The 19192-nt window shown below is 55.9% G+C and carries 17 protein-coding genes; 4 read left to right on the plus strand and 13 right to left on the minus strand.

The genetic code is table 11. The features are described 5' to 3' along the window. Positions 1-37: 37 nt before the first annotated feature. On the minus strand, positions 38-2824 hold the full coding sequence (locus tag AC27KL_RS16535) for a calcium-translocating P-type ATPase, SERCA-type (protein ID WP_339324175.1): 2787 nt from the start codon (positions 2822-2824) through the stop codon (positions 38-40). A 278-nt stretch (positions 2825-3102) separates the two neighbouring features. Here AC27KL_RS16535 and AC27KL_RS16540 point away from each other — a divergent pair, with 278 nt between their 5' ends. Then, positions 3103-4860, plus strand: a complete 1758-nt coding sequence (locus tag AC27KL_RS16540) for an Rqc2 family fibronectin-binding protein (protein ID WP_339324174.1) — start codon at positions 3103-3105, stop codon at positions 4858-4860. A gap of 85 nt (positions 4861-4945) precedes the next feature. On the opposite strand, the gene AC27KL_RS16545 is transcribed toward AC27KL_RS16540, so the two are convergent. The 7 genes from AC27KL_RS16545 to AC27KL_RS16575 all read right to left on the minus strand — a co-directional run bounded on the left by AC27KL_RS16545 (position 4946) and on the right by AC27KL_RS16575 (position 12521). Beyond that, positions 4946-5815 carry a PHP domain-containing protein gene (locus tag AC27KL_RS16545; protein WP_487170411.1) on the minus strand — a complete coding sequence of 290 codons (870 nt, stop codon included), beginning with the start codon at positions 5813-5815 and terminating at the stop codon, positions 4946-4948. Positions 5816-6014: 199 nt separating this feature from the next. After that, the gene (locus AC27KL_RS16550) at positions 6015-6452 is read right to left on the minus strand and encodes a hypothetical protein (protein WP_339324172.1); all 438 of its coding nucleotides are present in this window, start codon (positions 6450-6452) and stop codon (positions 6015-6017) included. Positions 6453-6795: 343 nt separating this feature from the next. Continuing rightward, positions 6796-7059 (minus strand): YlbG family protein, encoded by a 264-nt coding sequence (locus AC27KL_RS16555; RefSeq protein ID WP_036707670.1) that lies wholly within the window; start codon positions 7057-7059, stop codon positions 6796-6798. A 35-nt stretch (positions 7060-7094) separates the two neighbouring features. After that, positions 7095-7535, minus strand: a complete 441-nt coding sequence (locus AC27KL_RS16560; protein WP_036707668.1) for a YlbF/YmcA family competence regulator — start codon at positions 7533-7535, stop codon at positions 7095-7097. A 97-nt stretch (positions 7536-7632) separates the two neighbouring features. Next, a complete protein-coding gene (locus tag AC27KL_RS16565) occupies positions 7633-9519 on the minus strand; it encodes a helicase-associated domain-containing protein (protein ID WP_487170412.1) in 1887 nt (628 codons plus the stop codon). Continuing rightward, the gene (locus AC27KL_RS16570) at positions 9516-11204 is read right to left on the minus strand and encodes a DNA repair helicase XPB (RefSeq protein ID WP_487170413.1); all 1689 of its coding nucleotides are present in this window, start codon (positions 11202-11204) and stop codon (positions 9516-9518) included. The genes AC27KL_RS16565 and AC27KL_RS16570 overlap by 4 nt, the downstream gene beginning before the upstream one ends. A gap of 141 nt (positions 11205-11345) precedes the next feature. After that, entirely contained in the window at positions 11346-12521 is a 1176-nt protein-coding gene (locus tag AC27KL_RS16575; RefSeq protein WP_487170414.1) for a M20 family metallopeptidase, read from the minus strand. A 196-nt stretch (positions 12522-12717) separates the two neighbouring features. On the opposite strand from AC27KL_RS16575, the gene AC27KL_RS16580 reads away from it, so the two are divergent. Continuing rightward, complete coding sequence (locus AC27KL_RS16580) at positions 12718-13065, plus strand: YugN family protein (protein WP_036707659.1); 348 nt, start codon at positions 12718-12720, stop codon at positions 13063-13065. A gap of 12 nt (positions 13066-13077) precedes the next feature. After that, on the plus strand, positions 13078-14307 hold the full coding sequence (ftsW, locus tag AC27KL_RS16585) for a putative lipid II flippase FtsW (RefSeq protein ID WP_339324168.1): 1230 nt from the start codon (positions 13078-13080) through the stop codon (positions 14305-14307). Positions 14308-14365: 58 nt separating this feature from the next. On the opposite strand, the gene AC27KL_RS16590 is transcribed toward ftsW, so the two are convergent. Continuing rightward, a complete protein-coding gene (locus tag AC27KL_RS16590; RefSeq protein WP_339324167.1) occupies positions 14366-14752 on the minus strand; it encodes an Asp23/Gls24 family envelope stress response protein in 387 nt (128 codons plus the stop codon). Between the two features lie 148 nt (positions 14753-14900). On the opposite strand from AC27KL_RS16590, the gene cax reads away from it, so the two are divergent. Further along, positions 14901-15965 (plus strand): calcium/proton exchanger, encoded by a 1065-nt coding sequence (gene cax / locus AC27KL_RS16595; RefSeq protein WP_339324166.1) that lies wholly within the window; start codon positions 14901-14903, stop codon positions 15963-15965. An 82-nt stretch (positions 15966-16047) separates the two neighbouring features. Here cax and AC27KL_RS16600 read toward each other — a convergent pair whose 3' ends face one another. The 4 genes from AC27KL_RS16600 to AC27KL_RS16615 all read right to left on the minus strand — a co-directional run bounded on the left by AC27KL_RS16600 (position 16048) and on the right by AC27KL_RS16615 (position 19057). Beyond that, the gene (locus tag AC27KL_RS16600) at positions 16048-16341 is read right to left on the minus strand and encodes an Fpa/YlaN family protein (protein ID WP_036707656.1); all 294 of its coding nucleotides are present in this window, start codon (positions 16339-16341) and stop codon (positions 16048-16050) included. A 231-nt stretch (positions 16342-16572) separates the two neighbouring features. Continuing rightward, on the minus strand, positions 16573-16818 hold the full coding sequence (locus AC27KL_RS16605; RefSeq protein WP_036707782.1) for an HPr family phosphocarrier protein: 246 nt from the start codon (positions 16816-16818) through the stop codon (positions 16573-16575). 109 nt (positions 16819-16927) lie between these two features. After that, a complete protein-coding gene (locus tag AC27KL_RS16610) occupies positions 16928-18043 on the minus strand; it encodes an aminopeptidase (protein WP_036707653.1) in 1116 nt (371 codons plus the stop codon). A 186-nt stretch (positions 18044-18229) separates the two neighbouring features. Then, entirely contained in the window at positions 18230-19057 is an 828-nt protein-coding gene (locus AC27KL_RS16615; RefSeq protein WP_487170415.1) for a hypothetical protein, read from the minus strand. Positions 19058-19192 lie beyond the last annotated feature (135 nt).

Consider the following 19192-nt stretch of genomic DNA (forward strand, 5'->3'; position numbering starts at 1 on the left):
TAAGCATAGCTTAAGGCATGGCGGAATTGTATAAACTTTATGCCGAAATATTTGTACTTTTCGCCACGAAACGTCTGCGTTTCGAGCGCCGGCCGCCCCATACGCTGCCTGCCCCCATCAGGAAGGTCGGGATGCCTGCGGCCACGATCGAGATGGACCATTCGCGGAACCCGAGCGGAACCGTTTTGAAAATCGGCTGCAGCGCTTCGATGTACATGACGCCGAGCATCAGGACGACCGAAGAGAGCACCGCCAGCACCAAATACTTGTTTTGCAGCGGATTCCGGTGGAAAATGGACCGCGAGCTTCTGCAGTCGAATACATGGATGAGCTGCGCCAAAACGAGCGTCGCGAACGCAACGGACTGCGCCTTGGCGATTTGTCCGGCATTGCCCGGGTCGACCCGCAGCGTCAGCCAGAAGGCGCCCAGCGTGCAAAACCCGATCAAAAAGCCGCGGCTGATGATTTTCCAGCCGAGCCGCCGCGCGAAGATGTTTTCTCTCGCGCCGCGCGGTTTATGCTCCATCAAATCCTTCTCCGGCTGATCGACGCCAAGCGCCATCGCCGGCAAGCCGTCGGTCACCAGATTGACCCACAAAATCTGGATCGGGAGCAGCGGGAGCGGCAGCGCCAGCATCATCGCGAAAAACATCGTCAAAATTTCGCCGACGTTCGACGCCAGCAGGTAGCGGATAAATTTGCGGATATTTTCGTAAATGCTCCGCCCCTCCTCGATGGCCGCCACGATGGTGGAGAAGTTGTCGTCGCTCAGCACGAGCGCCGAAGCTTCCTTCGTCACGTCCGTTCCAGTAATGCCCATGGCGATGCCGATGTCGGCGGCTTTGATCGCCGGGGCGTCGTTGACGCCGTCGCCCGTCATCGCCACGACATGGCCTTTGCGCTGCAGCGATTTGACGATCCGCAGCTTATGCTCCGGCGAGACGCGGGAATAGACGTAAATGTTGTCCACCTTCGCATCCAGCTCCGCGTCGTCCATCCGGTTCAGATCCTGTCCGGACATGGCCAGCCCGCCGCGGGGCATGATGCCGAGCTGATGCGCGATCGCTTCGGCCGTCGTGCCGTGGTCCCCGGTAATCATGACCGTTTTGATGCCGGCGCGGCGGCAGGTGTTGATCGCGTCGCGCACCTCGCGCCGCGGAGGATCGATCATGCCGGCCAAACCGACGAACACGAGCTGGGTTTCGGCTTCCTTTTCGCTGCTTAACGCATCATGCGCCCGGACTTCGCGGTAAGCGGCTCCAAGCACCCGCAGCGCGTTCGAAGCCATCTGTTCGTTGGCCGCCAGCACTTTTTGCTTCAAGGTCGCGGTGAACGGCACCACGTTTCCCTCCCATAATATGTAAGCGCACTGGTTCAGGAGGACGTCCGGAGCCCCTTTCGTGCACAGCAGCCGGCCGCCCTGGTGGCTGACCACGACGGACATCAGCTTGCGCTCGGAATCGAAAGGGAATTCCTGGTCGCGCTTGTACAAACCGGACAAAGATTCCGGGGTCATGCCCATTTTGGAGGACAACGTGATGAGCGCGCCCTCGGTCGGATCCCCTTTCAGCCCCCAAACGGGGCCGGCAGGCTCCTCTTTTCCTTTCCGTTTGCCTTTCGGCTCCGTTTGCTGCACCTCGTAAATTTCCGCGTTGTTGCATAACGCGCCGATTTGCAGCAGCCGGCGCAAGGCTTGATCGTTGCGGACGTCGATAGTTTTTCCCTTTTCGAGAATCTGGCCGGTAGGCGCATAGCCGTCTCCCGTCACTTCCAGATCCCGGCCGCCGACCCAAAGCCGCGTGACGGTCATTTTGTTTTGGGTCAAAGTGCCTGTCTTATCCGAACAAATGACGGACGCGCAGCCCAGCGTCTCCACGGAAGGGAGTTTGCGCACGATGGCCTTTCGTTTGATCATGCGCTGCACGCCGAGAGCCAAAGCGACCGTCACGATGGCCGGCAGCCCCTCCGGTATGGCGGCGACGGCAAGGCTGACGCCCGCGAGGAACATGCTGACCGGGGGCTGCCCATGCAAAATGCCTGCCACCACGACCATGACGGTCAGACCCAAGGCAAGTATTATAAGCAGTTTGCCGAGCTGCTCCAGCCGGTGCTGCAGCGGCGTTTGCTGCGCGTCGGTATTTTGGATCAGGTCCGCGATTTTGCCCATTTCCGTATCCATGCCGGTCCGGATGACGATGCCTTTCGCCGTGCCGCGGGTCATCATCGTGCCCATGAATCCGAGGTTTTTCTGGTCGCCCAGGGGCACCTCCGGTTCCGATATGACCTGGCTGTGCTTGCCGACCGGAACCGATTCGCCCGTCAACGCCGACTCCTCGACGTAGCAGCTGCTCGTTTCAAGCCACCGCACGTCCGCGGGAACCCGGTCGCCGCTCTCCAGCAGGATGACGTCGCCCGGCACAAGCATTTTCGCAGGGATCGAGACGACCCTGCCTTCCCTGAGCACTTTGGCTGACGGGGCCGACAGCTGCTTCAGCGCGCGCAGGGAACGCTCGGCCCGGAATTCCTGGACGAATCCCAGCACCCCGTTCAGCAAGATGATGGCAATAATCGTAACGGCATCCAGATATTCGCCCAACAGGCCGGACACGAGCGTGGCCCCCATCAGCACCAGTACCATAAAATCCTTGAATTGGTTCAAAAACAGCGCGAATAAAGAGATCTTTTTGCCCTCGGACAGCTCGTTGCTCCCGTGCTGCTTCCTTCTCTCGTCAGCCTGTTCTTCCGTCAGGCCGCTCTGCGGCTGGACGCCCAGAACCTGCTGCAGATCTTCGGCATTCATCTGATGCCATGCTTTTTGTTCCATGCTTCCCTTTCCCTCCCGCTCTTTGTGCTGCCGCCGGCAAGTGGCCGACAGCTTTTCCACCTGTTCTAACGTAAATGTATTCGGACAGGGCCTGAAATATCACAGAAGCGGCCTCTTAAGTTTTTGGGCAAACTATGGCATCATAGAGAGGACGGGTTTTGGAACGAGGATTTTGCGGCAATCCGTCGATCGGCCGTACCGAATCACGCAAAATCCGGATCAATCAACCGCAATCAAGCCAACGGCTTACATAAATGATAGATGGGAGAATATAAAACATGTCATTGGACGGAATCGTAACAAGGGCGATCGTGCATGAGCTGGAAAAATGCCGGGGAGCCCGCATCAGCAAAATATACCAGCCCGGAGACCACGACCTTCTGCTGCACCTGCGCACGCGCGAGGGCAATGCCAAGCTGCTGCTGTCGGCGAACCCGACGTATCCGCGGGTGCATTTTACGGAGCGGAGTTTCATGAATCCGCAGGAAGCGCCGATGTTCTGCATGCTCATGCGCAAACATTGCGAGGGCGGGATCATCGAAGACATCAGCCAGGTCGGCATGGAGCGGATCATCCATTTGACGGTCCGCCAGCGCGACGAGCTCGGGGACGTATCCACCAAAAAAATCGTCGTCGAGCTGATGGGACGCCACAGCAACATCATTTTGACCGACCATTCGAGCGAAACCATCCTCGACGGCATTCATCACGTCACGCCCAGCATCAGCAGCTACCGGATCGTCATGCCGGGGTTTGCCTACACCGAACCGCCGCAGCAACATAAGCTCGACCCGCTGGCAGCGGACCGCAAAGAATTTTTCGTCAAATGCTCCGGCGCCCAGGACCCCGTTGCCTGGATCGTCGATACGTTCAGCGGGGTGAGTCCGCTGGTCGCCCAGGAAATCGCGCACCGTGCCGGGACGGGTGCCGCATTTGACCCTCAAGCGAGCGAGGACGAAACGTATGAGCGGTGCGCCGCCTTATGGGATGCTTTCACCTCCGTGATGGAGCCTGTCCGAAAGCACGAATACAAGCCGGTCTCCGGAGCGAACGCCAAAGGCAAAATGGTGTTTTCCGCCGTCAACCTGACGCTGCTTGCGGACGAGATCAAACATTACGACTCGATCAGCGCCTGCATGGAGGATTATTTCGGGGAAAAAGCCGAACGGGACACGGTCAAGCAAAAGGTGAGCGACCTGCTTCGTTTCCTGCAAAACGAACGCTCCAAAAACATCAAAAAACTCGACCACCTGCACAAGGATCTGGCCGAGGCGGACGATGCCGACCGGTACCGGATTTATGGAGAGCTGCTGTTCGCTTCGCTGCATACGATCCAAAAAGGCGACAAAACGGCCGAACTCGTCAATTTTTACGATGAGGAGCAAAAGACGGTCTCCATCCCGCTCGATCCGCTGCTGACGCCGTCGGACAACGCCCAGCGGTATTTCAAAAAATACAACAAATACAAAAACAGCCTCGTCGTCATTCAAGAGCAGCTGGAGAAAACGAAGGAAGAAATCCGCTACATGGACGAGCTGCTGCAGCAGCTGTCCTACGCGTCCATGAGCGACATCGACGAAATCCGCGAGGAGCTGATCCAGCAGGGCTACCTCCGCGACCGCAGCAAAAAGACGAAGAAAAAGAAAAAAAACGACCGTCCGACGCTGCATGTGTTCACCTCGTCCGAAGGCGTCGAAATTTACGTCGGCAAAAACAACCTGCAAAACGAATATTTGACCAACAAGCTGGCCGCCTCGGGGGATACTTGGCTGCATACGAAAGACATTCCCGGTTCCCATGTCGTGATCCGCAGCAGCGAATTCGGCGACCGGACGCTCGAGGAAGCGGCCATGCTTGCGGCTTATTACAGCCAGGCGAAAGAATCCAGCAGCGTTCCCGTCGACTACACCCTGATCCGTCACGTCCACAAGCCAAACGGGGCCAAACCCGGATTCGTCATCTACGACCATCAAAAAACGCTGGTCATCACGCCGGATGAGGAACGGATCAAAAGTCTCGCCAACGCGCTGAAATAACCACGAATGCCGGAACCCATTAAAAAAAGCTGCCGCTTCTGCTTTCCCAAGCAGAAACGCGCAGCTTTTTTCCGTGATGAGTCTTTTAACCTAACCCGAAACCTGCGGACGCTTGCCGGAGCTGTTCAAGCACCTTTGCCGAAACCGTCCGGCTACCGATCTCGCCGTGGAACACGACGCCCTGCCTTGCCCCATGGAAATCGGAGCCGGCCGTCACGATCAGCCCGTATTGATCCGCCATGGCCTGATAGCGTTTCTCGTCCTCGGGCCCGTGATCCGAATGAAAGACCTCGATGCCCGCAGGCCGGGCCTGTTCCAATATTTCCCTGACCAGCCCATCGTCGCCGTAAATTCCCGGGTGGGCAAGCACCGGGGTTCCTCCGGCTTCGCGGATCCAAGAACACGCTTCACCCGGCGAAATCCGCGGAACCGAAACGTACGCAGGGGCATTTTCCCCTAAATATTTGTCAAACGCATCCCGCATGTCGCGGGCATATCCCTTGCCGACCAGCACGTCCGCTATATGCGGGCGGGCAACGGTCTCATCGGGACCCAGTTCCCTCCCGAGCCCGGCGATAACCTCTTCCATCGTAATGTCCACGCCCAGCTCACGCAGCTTCGCGATCATTTTCGCGTTGCGTTCGTCCCGCGTATTCCGCAGGTCGGCCAGCCGCTGCAGAAAAAGTTCGTTCCCGCAATCGACGTAATACCCGAGCACATGAATGTCTTTTCCGCTTGCGCGGGTGCTGATTTCGACGCCGGGGACGACGGTGACGCCGCTGCGGACGCCTTCTTCCATCGCCTCCTTCACGCCCGCGACCGTATCGTGATCGGTGATGGCGATCGCCGCAAGCCCCTTATCCCGGGCAAGCCGGACGTTTTCCGCGGGGCTCTGCATGCCGTCCGACGCCAGCGTGTGCGTATGCAGGTCGCAAGTTCCCGTTGCAACAGTCATTGAGCATTCCTCCACATCGTTTTGTCTTGTATTTATTGTAAAGGATTCGGGCAGCTGCCGCCAAATCAACTGCAAAAGGGATCTTGCGCGACGGGAAACTTCCTTAATATAAGCAAGGATTCGCGAGCCTAACCGTAAAAAAGGCATGCATCCGAAAGAGTCGGATCCATGCCTGCCATACAGCCGTTATGTAAATAATCTATCTGCGTTTTCGGGTGTTTTTGATGAGCGTCATTCTTCGGGAATGGCGCAGCCAGGAATAATAGGACTTCAAATCTCTTAATTCGATCGTTTCGGACATCCGTCCCAAAAACGTAACCACGATCATTTTATGCAAAGGATTGCCGCTGATGTCAAATTCGCCCTCGAGTTCGGTAAATTCCGCAACGACGACCAAATCCTCGTCAATCAGATAAACGTCCTGTTCATTCCGGTAATAGGGGAGCATCCGGCTTTGTTTCAGGCATTCCCACATCCATGCCGCAATGTCGTCCGTTTGGTGATCCCCGCGCTCGATGCGGTCGTTATATCTCGTTTTTGCATGATTGGTTATGACGATGTCAGCAACCTTTTTATCGCCCAGGACAACGTAGAATGGTTCATAGGTGGTCCACCTTTCCATTCCTCTGTCGCGCATGGAACATCACTCTCCACCACATAGGACTTTCAGTCTAGATATATTTACCTATTATATTACATCACAACATCAGGTTGCACAAGTAAAAAAGTCTTAAAATTAATAGAATTCCAGATGGCTCTCCGACTAAATATCGGCAGCTTGCAACAAGGCATGCCCCGAAGGCCGCAATCCGCTCCCGTCCCGTTCGAAACGTTCGAACGCCCGGGACCTCCCCGTAGAAGCTGCTTTCCGGAGCGCGGAATAAAAAAAAGCAGCCGTTAGGCTGCTTTTGCGAAAAAACGTCTTATGTTCGATGGGAAACCGGGGTCATCCCCGCTGAAAGAACGGGCCCCTTTCGATATTATAGGCCATAAAATCTCGTTTTGTCGGGAACGTCTTTCGTATATTCCGTTTTGATCTCGTTGCGGTAGGAGCGCTCAATCTTTCGCACATAGGAAAGCCTGCGAATGTTTTTGGCCGTTTCTTCGGCCCGATCCGCGTTGACGTACATCACCACATAATGCATGCGCCTCGAAATATAATGAACGGTTCCGTACTTTTCAAGATTTCTGGCCGCCTTGACATCCGTCACCCATATAATATAACCTGTCCGTTCTGCAAACATCTTTTCCCACCTCGCTTATGTTCCCTGTCTACAGCTTAACCGCCGCAGCCGCATTTGCCCCCGCCGCCGCAGCCGCGTTTCGGAAGCGGATCGTTGCTTGGCACCTTAATCGTGTCCGATACGGAAAACGCAATCATTTCGGACATCTGGTGAAGCAGATCGTCGAGCTCCTTTTCCGCTTGCTTAAAGCGTACGACTTCCTCAAACTGATCCAGCTGTTCCTCGACGGCCTTCACCTCATCCTTCGCGCTGTGGTAGTTCGGATGGAAGTGTCCGAAACGCTGGGTTTCCTCGAAGAGCTCTTTCTTCTTCGCAAGCAGGCGGACAAGCTCCTGGATTTCAGGATTGCTGTCAACGCGCTGCTTCCAATATAAATAATCAGACACCTCGACGGACTGATTGATCATATCGCCTAATTCATAGGCGTTCATCAGTACGGCAGCCATGTCCATTGTCTGCACTTCTGATACGCTCATGAAAATTCATCCCAATTCCTTAAAAGTTCCACTTGTCGTCAAGTGGACTCTTCTATCATATCATAACCCGTCTTCCTTAAGAAGAGGGATTTCGGCACTACGTCGTTTCCCCGTCTAGCTTGGGAACGATCAGTTTCAGCTCTCCCAGGTCTTCGGCCGCAAGCTCGCGCCGCTCGAACGTCCCGGTTTCCAAATCGTGCAAAACGCCCTCCGCCCTCCAGGGAGCCGAATATACCGCCGTCGGAGCGAATTCCGCCCGCTTCCCCCCCAGATTCAGCAAAACCCGGGTTTGCCAGCTTTGAGCCTGCTCGACGATGCTTTGCGCGGTGGAGCTGTGGTAGCTCCGGAAATCTTGAAGCCATCTTGCCGGAAGCCGCTCATATCCCGGAAACAAGGAAACCGGCTCGGGAATGTCGTGATCCGGATCGAAAAAACGGACGTTGCGGCCGGAATAGACGAGGCCTTGTGCCTCGTAATAACGACCCGGCATCAACCGCTCCCGGGCTTCCGGCTTCGGTTCATCGCCGATCAGCGGATAAGCGGGGGGCTTACCGTCGCCGTTGCCGACCCTTTTAAGCGGAGCCAGCCCTATGCCTTCCAACATGCTGCGTATTTTGCCCGTTTCGGAGGCTTTGGCCATAAAGTGTTTGGGCCCGATCCGCGTCAGCTCACCTTCGAGCCGGGGATGCGCGGCGATGCGGTCGGCTTCCTCCTCGGTCATGCAGGACAGCAGAAGCGCTTCGTCGAACCGGGTCCGGCCGATTTCCTTGCCCCACTGCTCCACCGCTGCCGCGACATGCGCCGGAATTTCGGCGGCGGAGCCTTGGGCCAGCATGCTTAATATTTGAGGCGCCCCGAACCCCTTTTCTGCCGCTTTGGCCGTACCCGCCCGCGTCAGTTTGTACACGGACACCCGGTCGCATTGCACCAATTCGGTACAGGCCAGCAGCTTCCAGCGCAGATAAAACGGGACGCCGGGAGGGCATATGACGTCAAAATCCGGCTGGACGTAAAAACGCGCGTCGTCCTCCCCGTTTTCTCCGCCGTCCTCAAACAGCAAACGCCGGGAGTCGACGGTCCACCGGAATGCGCAATCTCCGTTATCCGCCTCCGCCACGTCTCCCCAGCCGAATCCGGCAAGGGCGCAAAGCCAATCTTCCGCTTGGCCCGCTGCATCCGCCGCATTCAGCATCCCTTCGCCTTCCATCCACCGCAGCAGCGCCGGAACGTCGATCCATTCCCGTTCGGGGGTTGCAAGGAGGCAAATGAAATACCGAAACAGCTGCATGCCGGCATCGTTTGGCCCGTACCGCTCGATCGCGGTTCGAAGCAGAATGCGGTTCATTTCATGCTCGGACAAGCTGAGCCATTCACCTAGGCGTTGCTCATCAAGCCGGAATGCTCCGTCCCTATCCGTTATGAATCCCATGCATAACAGCAGGTCGAGCACGACGGCAATGGCCGGTTCGTACGTATCTTGATGCGCATATTGCAGGGAGAGCCGACTTACGTGTTCATGGCTTAAAAAAAGCGGCTCCTGCAGCTTTTGCAAGCTTTTTTTGTGCACCGTCCCTTTGGCGGTCAGCGGAAGCCCTTGGTCCGCGACGCAGGCCAGCGCATGCAGCAGGTCCAGCGCGAGGCCGGGGCCCGCTTCCCGCCGGATATTAAGCCCTGATGCGGCGGCGCCTGCGCATGGCGGGGCATAAAAAGCCGGCAGCAGCCGGATCAGCTTTTCCGCCGGAATGTAATACAGCCGTTCGCCCCAAGCTTTTTTGACGGCGTGGACCCATCCGCGTTTCCGGAGGCGGAGAAACGACAGCTTCAGCTCCGCCCCGCTGCGGGCCATGCCGCCTATTTCCTCCCATGCCGGCTCGCCGAACGGCTGACCCGCAAAACGGCCGGCCAGCCCCTTTAACAGCTCGGCCTCGCATTCGGCGAGCTGGCTGGGCCATTCATTCCATTCGGACGAATCGTTGATGCTCATGTTCCCGAACGCACCTCCCTTGCGGAATGGACCGCATATTCATACCCCTGCTCGACGAGGAACATTTGACGTTTGACGGCAAACTCCTCTTCCTTGCTGTTTTCGGTCACGAGCGTATAGAAATACGCCCGGTTGTCCCCGGCTTTCGGACGCAAAATCCGGCCTAGCCGCTGCGCCTCCTCCTGCCTTGATCCGAAGCTCCCCGACACTTCGATCGCGACCGATGCGTCCGGAAGGTCTACGGCGAAATTCGCTACCTTGGACACGACGAGTACGGGCGTTTCCCCCTTCCTAAACGATGCAAACAAGGCCGTCCGCTGGCGCTGCGGCGTCCTGCCGCTGATGAGCGGCGCGCCGATCGCGGCGGCGAGCGCTTGCAGCTGGTCCAGATATTGCCCGATCACCAAAACGCCTCCTTGCGGATGCCTCTTCAACAGATCGGCGACGATTGCCGTTTTGCCGGGGTTCTCCGCGGCAAGCCTGAATTTCTCTTTGCCTTCGGCGTATGCATGCTTTTCCCGAAGCGCGGCATTCATCGGAACGCGGATTTCGCTGCATTCGACCCGGGCGATCCAGCCTTTGGCCTCGAGTTCTTTCCACGGCATTTCATACCGTTTGGGACCGATGAGCGAAAAGACGTCCTGTTCGCATCCGTCCTCCCTGACCAACGTCGCCGTCAGTCCCAGCCTGCGCGTGGCTTGGATCTCCGCCGTCGCACGGAACACCGGGGCCGGCAGCAAATGGACTTCATCGTAAATGATGAGCCCCCAGTTCCGCTCGTTAAACAGCTTCATATGCTCGAATTCGCCTTCCTTGGAACGCCTGTGGGTCAAAATTTGGTACGTGGCGACGGTAACCGGCTTCACTTCCTTCCGTTCGCCGGTATATTGTCCCACTTGATCCGGCTTCAGCGTCGTCTTTTCGGTTAATTCGCGAATCCACTGCTCGACGGAAGTGGTGTTCGACGTCAGGATGAGGCATTCGCACTGCTGTCTTTCAAGCGCGGCGATGCCGATGATGGTCTTGCCTGCCCCGCAGGGAAGGACCAATACGCCGCTGCCGCCGCTGCCCGTTACGCCTTCGAACGCCTCAACGGCTTCCGTCTGATAGCTCCTGAGGGCAAACGGCTTTCCTTCGCCGCCATTTTGCCACTGGAGCCGCAGCGCCTGGCCTTCGTGATACCCCGCCAAATCCAGCACGGGGAACCCATAGCGCATCAGCTCCTGTTTAAGGCGGCCCCTCGCCGCGGCCGAAATTCGGGCTTGGACCGGCGAGATGCGGTCGAGCACAAGTTCCGACAATGCCGGGGAGGCGACCGCTTCGTCCAGAAGCCGGCTGTCGGCAGCCGTCAGGCAAAGCGTGTCCCCTTCGCCGTCCGCTTCCCTTTCCAGCATCAATTTGCCGTACCTTGACACGAGCCCGCGGATTTCCTGCAGCAGTCCCGCCGGCAGCCCCCACCGCGCAATCGACTCCAGGTCGGCGGCAATGTCCTCGGCGGTGCTGCCCAAAGCGGCCGCGTTCCATAAGGATAGCGGCGTAATTCTGTAGGTATGGAAAGCGGAGGGGCTTTTCACAAGCTCCGCAAACCGGGCAAGCTTCTCCCGAGCCGCCTCGAATCCGGGATGGGCGCATTCCAGCAGCACCGTCCGGTCGCGCTGGACGATGCAGGCTTTAAGATCGTTCATCTTCGGCTCCTTTCCATATGGAAAAAGTCCACCTCCTAACGCAGGAAGTGAACTTCGTTTTTCGGATACCTTTATGTTTTCCCAAAGATCCCCAGACTATTCTGCATTTTGCGGCGCCGTTAAGCCGGAACCCGCCTCCGCTTATTCCCAGCCCTGATAGGACTGCGTCATCGATACAAGCAGCTTGGCCGCGGCGAGCATCGCCGATTCGTCGAAATCGAACCGGGGATGATGATGCGGATAAACCGCCTGAAGGCTTTCGTTGCCCGCTCCCACGAACATGAAGCACCCCGGAACCCGTTCCAGGTAATACGAAAAATCCTCGGCAGGCATGATTTTGGCGCACTCGCTGACTTGCCCTTCTCCGAACACGCCCGGCGCCACGCGGAAGAAACGGCCGGTTTCCTCCTCGTCATTCACGAGGGGCGGATATCCCATAAGATATTCGATGTTTGCCTTGGCGCCGTAGGTTTCGGCCGACAGACGGGCGATATCCTCAATCCGCTTGCGGATAAGCAGGCGCGTCTCTTCGTCGAAGGTGCGGACCGTTCCCGTAATGCGGCAGGATTCCGCAATGACGTTCTGCGCGCTGCCGCCCTGGATGGTGCCGATCGTCACGACCGCCGGCTTCAGCGGATCGACCGTCCGGCTGACGATGCTTTGCAGCTGCATGACGACCGCCGCCCCCGCCACGACGCTGTCGACCGTCACGTGCGGCATGCCTCCATGCCCGCCCTTGCCCGTGATGTCGATAAAAAATTCGTCGGCCGCCGCCATGAGCGGTCCCGGCGCGCTTGCCGCCGTCCCGGCCGCAAACGGCGTCCACAAATGGACCCCGTAAATGACGTCGACCCCATCGAGAACGCCGGCATCGATCATGCCGCGGGCGCCTCCCGGACAAACCTCTTCCGCCGGCTGGAAAATAAAGCGGATTTCCCCTTCAACGTCCGCTTGCCGCCGGCTGAAATAAGCAGCGACGCCCAGCAGGGTCGACGTGTGGCCGTCATGGCCGCATGCGTGCATCACGCCGGCTACCCCCGAAGCATATTCGCATGTTTTTTCGTCCTGGATCGGCAGTGCGTCCATGTCGGCCCGGAGCGCCACCGTTTTGCCGGGCTTGCCGCCTGTCAAAACGCCGACGACGCCGTAACCGCCGCCCACCCCGGTCGATACGGCCAGCCCGAGCTCCCGCAGCTTGCCGGCCACGAACTGCGACGTTTTCCGTTCATGGTACGAAAGCTCGGGGTTTCGGTGCAGAAAGCGCCTCCATTCCACCATTTGCGGCTGCAGCGCGTCCAGTATTGCCTCTTCTTTCATGTACACACGTCCTCTCGCCAAAAAGAATGTCTACCGCATTGTTTTCCGCTCTCCGGCCACAATGCCTTTTTTCCATTGTAGCAGAAACCGGCCGGACGGGGTATGTCCCGCGCGCCGACAAAGCTTGCACAAGCGCTTGAAACATAATATCATGAGTAAAGAACTTTACAGGCAATTAAAGGGAGGATTTTGTAGGATGATTTTTGAAAATACGGGACTTGTCGGTCTGAAAAGCGACCTGGCATTTTTGGACGAAGTAGCTGAAAAAACGGGATTCGTGCGCTGGCAGTGGGAATACACCCGGGCTACATACGATTATAAAATCGAGGATAAAGACACGAACTCGGAATATTTCCTGCGCATGAACACGCGCGCCGTCGAAGGAAAGCTGGAAAAGCCGCACGCCGTGCTCGAAATCGAAGCCGTTTACATGGGAAAAGCGACATTCCCCCACGGGCTGGAATACGAGACGCCGATTCCTTCCAAAATTCTTAACGTCGCCAACCAAAAAATCCAGCAATTCAAAGCTGCGCTGGAAGCTTAGGGCAGGCCCTTTATGACTCAAGAGAAACCCCAACTGAGGAAAAGAGGGGCGCCGGATTTTCAGCTGCTAATCCTTACTTTTCTGTTGGTCGGTTTTGGGCTGGTGATGGTGTTTAGTGCCAGTTCAAGCCTCACCATTTCCAGCGAGAAATTCAATCATGACCCGCTTTATTTCACGAAAAAGCAGTTCATTTGGGCCATCCTGGGCACCGTTGTCATGTTTGTGGCGATGAACATCCACTACACCAAATATAAAAAGCTGTTCGTGCCGATGTTTTTCTTCACCGTGATATTGCTGGTGCTCGTGCCCTTTACGAGCGGCATCAACGGCGCCCGCAGCTGGCTGCAGATCGCCGGACTCGGGATCCAGCCGACGGAGCTCGCCAAAATCACGATCATCCTGTATCTTTCCGCTTTGATCGTCAAAAAGGGAGAGCGCTTCAGGGATTTGCGGACGGGTTATATTCCCGTCATGGTCATCGTCGGCTTCGTGGCCGGGCTTATCATGATGCAGCCGGATCTGGGCTCCACTCTGATCCTCGTGGCGACAAGCGCGCTCATCATTTATGCGGGAGGCGCCAGCCTGAAACATATGCTCGGCTCGTTCCTCCTGGTCGTTCTGGGAGCGAGCCTCGTGCTTGGCGCCAATTCCCTGATCAAATCGATCACGCATAGCGATGCGCCGCAGACGCAGTCGAGCAATTACAAGATGGGACGGATCATGGCTTGGATCGATCCCTACCAGGATCCCGAAGATACGGGTTACAACCTGATTCAGTCTTTGACGGCGATCGGGAACGGCCAAGTGACCGGCACCGGCTTCGGCAAAAGCATCCAAAAGCTGAATTACATCAAAAATCCGTACAACGACTTTATTTTTCCGGTCATGGCGGAGGAATTCGGCTTTATCGGGACAAGCCTGTTCCTGCTGGTCTACGTCTATTTTCTATGGCGGGGCATCATCATCGCGCTCAGGTGTCCCGATCCTTTCGGAACGCTCGTGGGCATCGGCGTCATGGGGCTGTTCGCCATCCAAGCCTTCGTCAACATCGGCGGGGTGTCGCAGACCATCCCTTTGACCGGGGTTACCCTTCCGTTCATCAGTTACGGAGGCAGCTCCCTGCTGATCATGATGTTTGCCATGGGAATCATGCTGAGCATTTCGCGATCGGTGAACCAGCCTGCCAAACAGGAAGTCGTCAAGTCCGTGCAAATCAAAAGAGACTACCGGAGATCCGTGTAGTCTCTTTTTTTCGGTTCGATCCAGGGTGATGCCGTCCTATCGGCTCTGTTTAGCCGCTTTATTTCGCGCGCGTCGTAACGTCCTCGATTTCATCGTCCTTGAAGGCGACGCCTTCGACCTTGACGTTTACTTCCACGACCCGCAGCCCCGTCATGCTTTCCACCGCCGTGCGGACATTTTGCTGCAGCATGCGGCATACCTCGTGGATCGGGGTTTCATACAAAACGATGATCCGCAAATCGATCGCGGCTTCGAGCTGCCCGACCTCCACGGTAACGCCTTTCTGCACGTTTTTGCCGCTCAGGCGCTTGGCCCAGCCTTCCGACAATCCGCCCGACATGGCGGCAATGCCAGGGGTTTCGAGCGCAGCCAATCCGGCAATTTTCGATACGACATCATCTGCGATCCGGATCGTTCCGGACTCCAATTGAAGTTGTTCAGTCATTCCCCTTCCTCCTTCGCCTCATTATCAATTATTGTAAATCCTACGGGAATCAAAAGCAAATATCGGAAGGCCGATTTGTTTACAACTTAGCATGTTTTGGGTATATTGAGAAAGAATGTTCATCCTACATATCTCGAGGTGTCGAAAATTGAAAAAATGGTTGAGCCCTTTTCTACTGATTGCATTCTTCGTCCTGAGCGGGATCGCCCACTACGGGGGCTGGGATTCGACGATTCAGTTCGTTCTCGCAGCCATCTCCGTCATCTTTGTGGCAGGCTTCCTGGGGAAAGCGACGGAAAGCGTCGCCCACTATGCCGGCCAGCGCTTGGGCGGTTTTCTGAATGCAACATTCGGTAACGCAGCCGAGCTGATCATCGCCATCTTTCTCGTCAAAGAAGGGCTGTTCGATATGGTGAAGGCGAGCTTGACCGGTTCCATCATCGGCAACCTGCTGCTGGTGCTTGGATTAAGCATTTTTGCAGGCGGCTTGAAATTCAAGATCCAGAGCTTCAACGTTTCGCTGGCCGGCATGAACGGATCGCTGATGATCGTCGCGGTTATTTCTTTGTTTGTTCCGGCCGTGTTCCTGAACACGCATGCCATCACGACCAGCGATTCCAAGACGCTGAGCCTGATCGTGGCGGGCATTTTGATCGTGGCGTACATTTTCTGGCTTATTTTTTCCATGATCACGCATAAGGATTACCTCGCCGACGTGACGGAAAACGAGGAGCTGCCGCATGAGCATGGGCCCGAGTGGTCCAAGGGCAGATCGATCCTTTACCTGATTATCGCCACCGTCATGGTCGCGTTTGTCAGCGAATGGCTTGTCGGGACGCTGGAGACGTTTACGAGCAAATTCGGCCTGAGCGAGCTGTTTGTCGGCGCCTTCCTTGTCGCGATCATCGGGAACGCTGCCGAACACAGCGCGGCGATTATGCTGGCCATGAAAAACAAAATCGGCGCCGCCGTCGAAATCGCGGTGGGCAGCAGCCTGCAGATCGCCCTGTTTGTAGCGCCCGTGCTCGTGTTTGCCAGCTTTTTCTTCGGCAACACCATGAACCTCGTATTTTCGGTCATTGAACTGCTGGCCATCGGGGTATCGGTATTTATCGCCAAATCGATTATCCAGGACGGCAAAACCAACTGGTACGAAGGTTTGCTGCTGCTGGTCGTTTATGTCATTCTCGGCGTTTCCTTTTTTATGGTATAACGTGCCGGCGTACAAAAAAAGCATGGACTCCGTTCAAGGAGTTCATGCTTTTTAACGTGTGGCCCCGAAAAAAAGAACGGGCTTATTCCGCCTTCTTGTTGTTCAGTGCCTCGTAAAGGATCGCCAAATTGCGTTCGAGCTGGCTGACAAGCTGTTTGCCTGCCGCCTCGGGGAGCAGCCCTGCTCTGACCGCGAAGTCGACTTCTCTGGAAAATCCGTACATCTGGGTGTCCAGCACTTCCTCATAGAGAGGGCAATAGCGGGTTGCCAGATTCTCCATTTGTACTTCGATAAGCTTCTGTATTTTATCTGCATCTTCTTGTAGAAGACTGATTGCTTTCATGTTCAACTGTTCCTGCAGCTCAGAAGAAGTCATGCATCTTCCCCCCTATGTCCAAAAGTCACACCCTTGTTCTCTTCTTTAATATTAGACGAAATCAGAGCCCAATACAAGAACATCGTAATAAAAACGTCCACCGGCGCACCTTCGCGGAAAGCCGGACCGCTTTAATCCGAAGCATCATCGGAAAAAATAGTTTGCATGTTCGTGAAAGACCGCTTAAAAAAAGCGCCCCGCCGCATGGGCAGAACGCTTTTTTTAGAATCATTATTCTTCTACGACTTCGACTTTCAGGCCGTGTTTCGCGAATACTTCTTTCATAGCCGCTTTCGCCTCATCCGCATCCGGTCCATGAACATGGAGTTCATAGCCTTTATTGCTTACAAGGGTCGTAAACAAACCCAGAATGCTTTTGACATCAATGTACTTGTTGTCTGCCTGAAGCACAATGGAAGAAGTAAACTTGCCCGCTGTTTGGGCGATTTCCACTACAGCTGCGTTATTACTGGACATTGTGATCCCTCCGTAGCTTTTGGTATCAGGTATTATATTCATGCTGCCAATTTCATGATACATTGAATCCGCTTTCCTGTGCAAGGGATTTCTGTTTCGTTTTCGAAGATTACACCAACTGGTCGGGGTTGAGGCCTTTCAACTCGTCGATCACGAACAGTCCGTCCTTGCGGATCAGCACGTCGTCAAAATAAATTTCGCCGCCGCCGTAATCCGGGCGCTGGATCAAAACGATATCCCAGTGGATCGACGAACGGTTGCCGTTGTCGCAATCCTCATAGGCTTGCCCCGGCGTAAAATGGATGCTGCCCGCGATTTTTTCGTCGAACAGGGTATCCTTCATCGGATGCAGAATGTACGGGTTAAAACCGATCGCAAACTCGCCGATGTAACGGGCGCCTTCGTCGGAATCGAGGATTTGGTTCAAACGCTCGGTATCATTGCTTGTCGCTTCGACGATCTTTCCGTCCTTAAACGTGAACTTGATGTTTTCGAAGGTGATGCCTTGATATACGGTGCTGGTGTTGTAGCTGATCGTGCCGTTGACGGAATCGCGGACGGGCGCGCTGTATACTTCGCCGTCGGGGATGTTTTTTTCGCCCGCGCATTTCGTCGCCCCGATCCCTTTGATCGAAAACGTCAAATCGGTGCCAGGACCGACGATCCGGACTTTGTCCGTTTTTCTCATCAGCTCGGCAAGGGGATCCTGCGCTTTGTCCATTTTGGCGTAATCCAGGTTGCACACGTCGAAGTAGAAATCCTCGAAGGCTTCGGTGCTCTGATTGGACAGTTGCGCCATGCTCGCGTTCGGATAACGCAGAACGACCCATTTCGTATGGTTGACGCGCTGCCCGCTGTGAACGGGATGATTGTAAAGGCGGTTAAACAAACGCATTTTGTCGTCCGGCACGTCCGCGAGGTCGTTTACGTTTTCGCCGGAACGGATGCCGATGTAGCAGTCCATTTTTTTCATGCGTTCCAAATCGTATTCCGCCCACGTTTTAACCATTTCTTCGGTTGCGTTCATGAGCATCGCGCGCTGCACCCCTCGGTCCGTCAATTCGACGAACGGGTTGCCCCCGCGTTTATGTACCTCTTCGATCACGGCTTTCAGCAAATCCCGCTCCGAGCCGATCATTTCGACCAGGACATTTTCGCCCGGCTGTACGTTTACCGAATAACCCACCAGATTTTCGGCAAGCTTCTGAATTCTAGGATCTCGCATCTGTTTATTCCTCCTAAAAATCCGTGCAGTATATTTTTTTGAACAAAGGTTAATTTATTCGTCCTCTATTGTAGCACTTTCTTCCGGCTTCAAACAGTAAGAAAACGCCGATCGGCGCACTTCGCAGGATGAACCGCGGCGTCTAGCGGAATGTTTAATCCATCGACCAAAAGAGCCGCACCCCCGTCATGGGTGAAAAGCGACGTCGTTGACCATCTGTTCATGTTCCTCCCGATGATGCAGATTGAGGTAGCGTATATCGCTCTCGGAAGAAAGCTTGACCGGAAAGCCTGTCCGTTTGTCGATCGTCAAATAATACACCATATCGACTTCCGCGTGTTCGAGCATTTGCTTCATCTGGCCGTTGCCCTTGTTCCATACGTCGGTCAGCCGGCGCTTTTCCTTGGCGGAAAGCCCCTGGTCGGATTCCTCTGCCTGCTTCCGGACTGCATCCATCTCGGTTTCCAGCTGCTCGGTAAGCCACTGTTTGGCGGCCGGCGGGGTAAGCTCGATCCGGAGCACCTTCGTTCCGCGCGCAGCGCCCGAAGCCTCCCTGATCTGTTTCGGAAGCTTGTCGATCGCGTCGAGTTGTGCGAGCGGATTAAACCGGGCCAGGGACGTGCCCAGCGCCGCGCTGCCCTCGCTGAACAGATGAACCCAATGGCCGTCCTGCCGCCGGAATCCGGATTCGGCCGCATGGTAGCTGCTGGTTCGCACCGCATTCGACGCATCCTTGCCGGCGGCTTGCGCAGGCAGCATGCTGCGGATCGTCAGCTTGTCGTGTTCGGTCAGGATCCCCTCGTAAGCCAAGCTCTCCCGAAAGCCTTTTTCCGATTGGGTACGTACGGCCGCTTCCCCGCTAAACTTGAAGGAATCGATGCCGGCTAACCCGCCGAGCGTCTGTTTGAACCACGCTTCCGGACTTTTTTGGTTTTGGAACATGCCGCACCCCGTCAACCCCAAACATATGCACAGCGATACGGCAAAACCGCGGCAGAATCTCCTCTTTTTCATAAGGCATCCCTCTTCTCGGACTTTTGGGCTTAGGCTTGCCTTTGCCGCAAACGATTATGCAGCCGTCGTCCGAAAACGGGCCGCGCGGAACGCCCCCGAACTATTATTTTTGCGCAAAAAAAAGAGCGCCTGCTG

It is taken from the genome of Paenibacillus sp. YAE3, assembly GCF_057546105.1.

What these genes read in the sequence shown, in the direction of transcription:
- AC27KL_RS16590 (WP_339324167.1), bottom strand. Translation starts at nt 14,752, where the DNA reads ATGACTGAACAACTTCAATTGGAGTCCGGAACGATCCGGATCGCAGAT.
- AC27KL_RS16560 (WP_036707668.1), bottom strand. Translation starts at nt 7,535, where the DNA reads ATGAGCGTATCAGAAGTGCAGACAATGGACATGGCTGCCGTACTGATG.
- AC27KL_RS16565 (WP_487170412.1), bottom strand. Translation starts at nt 9,519, where the DNA reads ATGAGCATCAACGATTCGTCCGAATGGAATGAATGGCCCAGCCAGCTC.
- AC27KL_RS16570 (WP_487170413.1), bottom strand. Translation starts at nt 11,204, where the DNA reads ATGAACGATCTTAAAGCCTGCATCGTCCAGCGCGACCGGACGGTGCTG.
- ftsW (WP_339324168.1), top strand. Translation starts at nt 13,078, where the DNA reads ATGACTCAAGAGAAACCCCAACTGAGGAAAAGAGGGGCGCCGGATTTT.
- AC27KL_RS16615 (WP_487170415.1), bottom strand. Translation starts at nt 19,057, where the DNA reads ATGAAAAAGAGGAGATTCTGCCGCGGTTTTGCCGTATCGCTGTGCATA.
- AC27KL_RS16540 (WP_339324174.1), top strand. Translation starts at nt 3,103, where the DNA reads ATGTCATTGGACGGAATCGTAACAAGGGCGATCGTGCATGAGCTGGAA.
- AC27KL_RS16605 (WP_036707782.1), bottom strand. Translation starts at nt 16,818, where the DNA reads ATGTCCAGTAATAACGCAGCTGTAGTGGAAATCGCCCAAACAGCGGGC.
- AC27KL_RS16580 (WP_036707659.1), top strand. Translation starts at nt 12,718, where the DNA reads ATGATTTTTGAAAATACGGGACTTGTCGGTCTGAAAAGCGACCTGGCA.
- AC27KL_RS16535 (WP_339324175.1), bottom strand. Translation starts at nt 2,824, where the DNA reads ATGGAACAAAAAGCATGGCATCAGATGAATGCCGAAGATCTGCAGCAG.
- AC27KL_RS16550 (WP_339324172.1), bottom strand. Translation starts at nt 6,452, where the DNA reads ATGCGCGACAGAGGAATGGAAAGGTGGACCACCTATGAACCATTCTAC.
- AC27KL_RS16575 (WP_487170414.1), bottom strand. Translation starts at nt 12,521, where the DNA reads ATGAAAGAAGAGGCAATACTGGACGCGCTGCAGCCGCAAATGGTGGAA.
- AC27KL_RS16600 (WP_036707656.1), bottom strand. Translation starts at nt 16,341, where the DNA reads ATGACTTCTTCTGAGCTGCAGGAACAGTTGAACATGAAAGCAATCAGT.
- AC27KL_RS16545 (WP_487170411.1), bottom strand. Translation starts at nt 5,815, where the DNA reads ATGACTGTTGCAACGGGAACTTGCGACCTGCATACGCACACGCTGGCG.
- AC27KL_RS16610 (WP_036707653.1), bottom strand. Translation starts at nt 18,043, where the DNA reads ATGCGAGATCCTAGAATTCAGAAGCTTGCCGAAAATCTGGTGGGTTAT.
- AC27KL_RS16555 (WP_036707670.1), bottom strand. Translation starts at nt 7,059, where the DNA reads ATGTTTGCAGAACGGACAGGTTATATTATATGGGTGACGGATGTCAAG.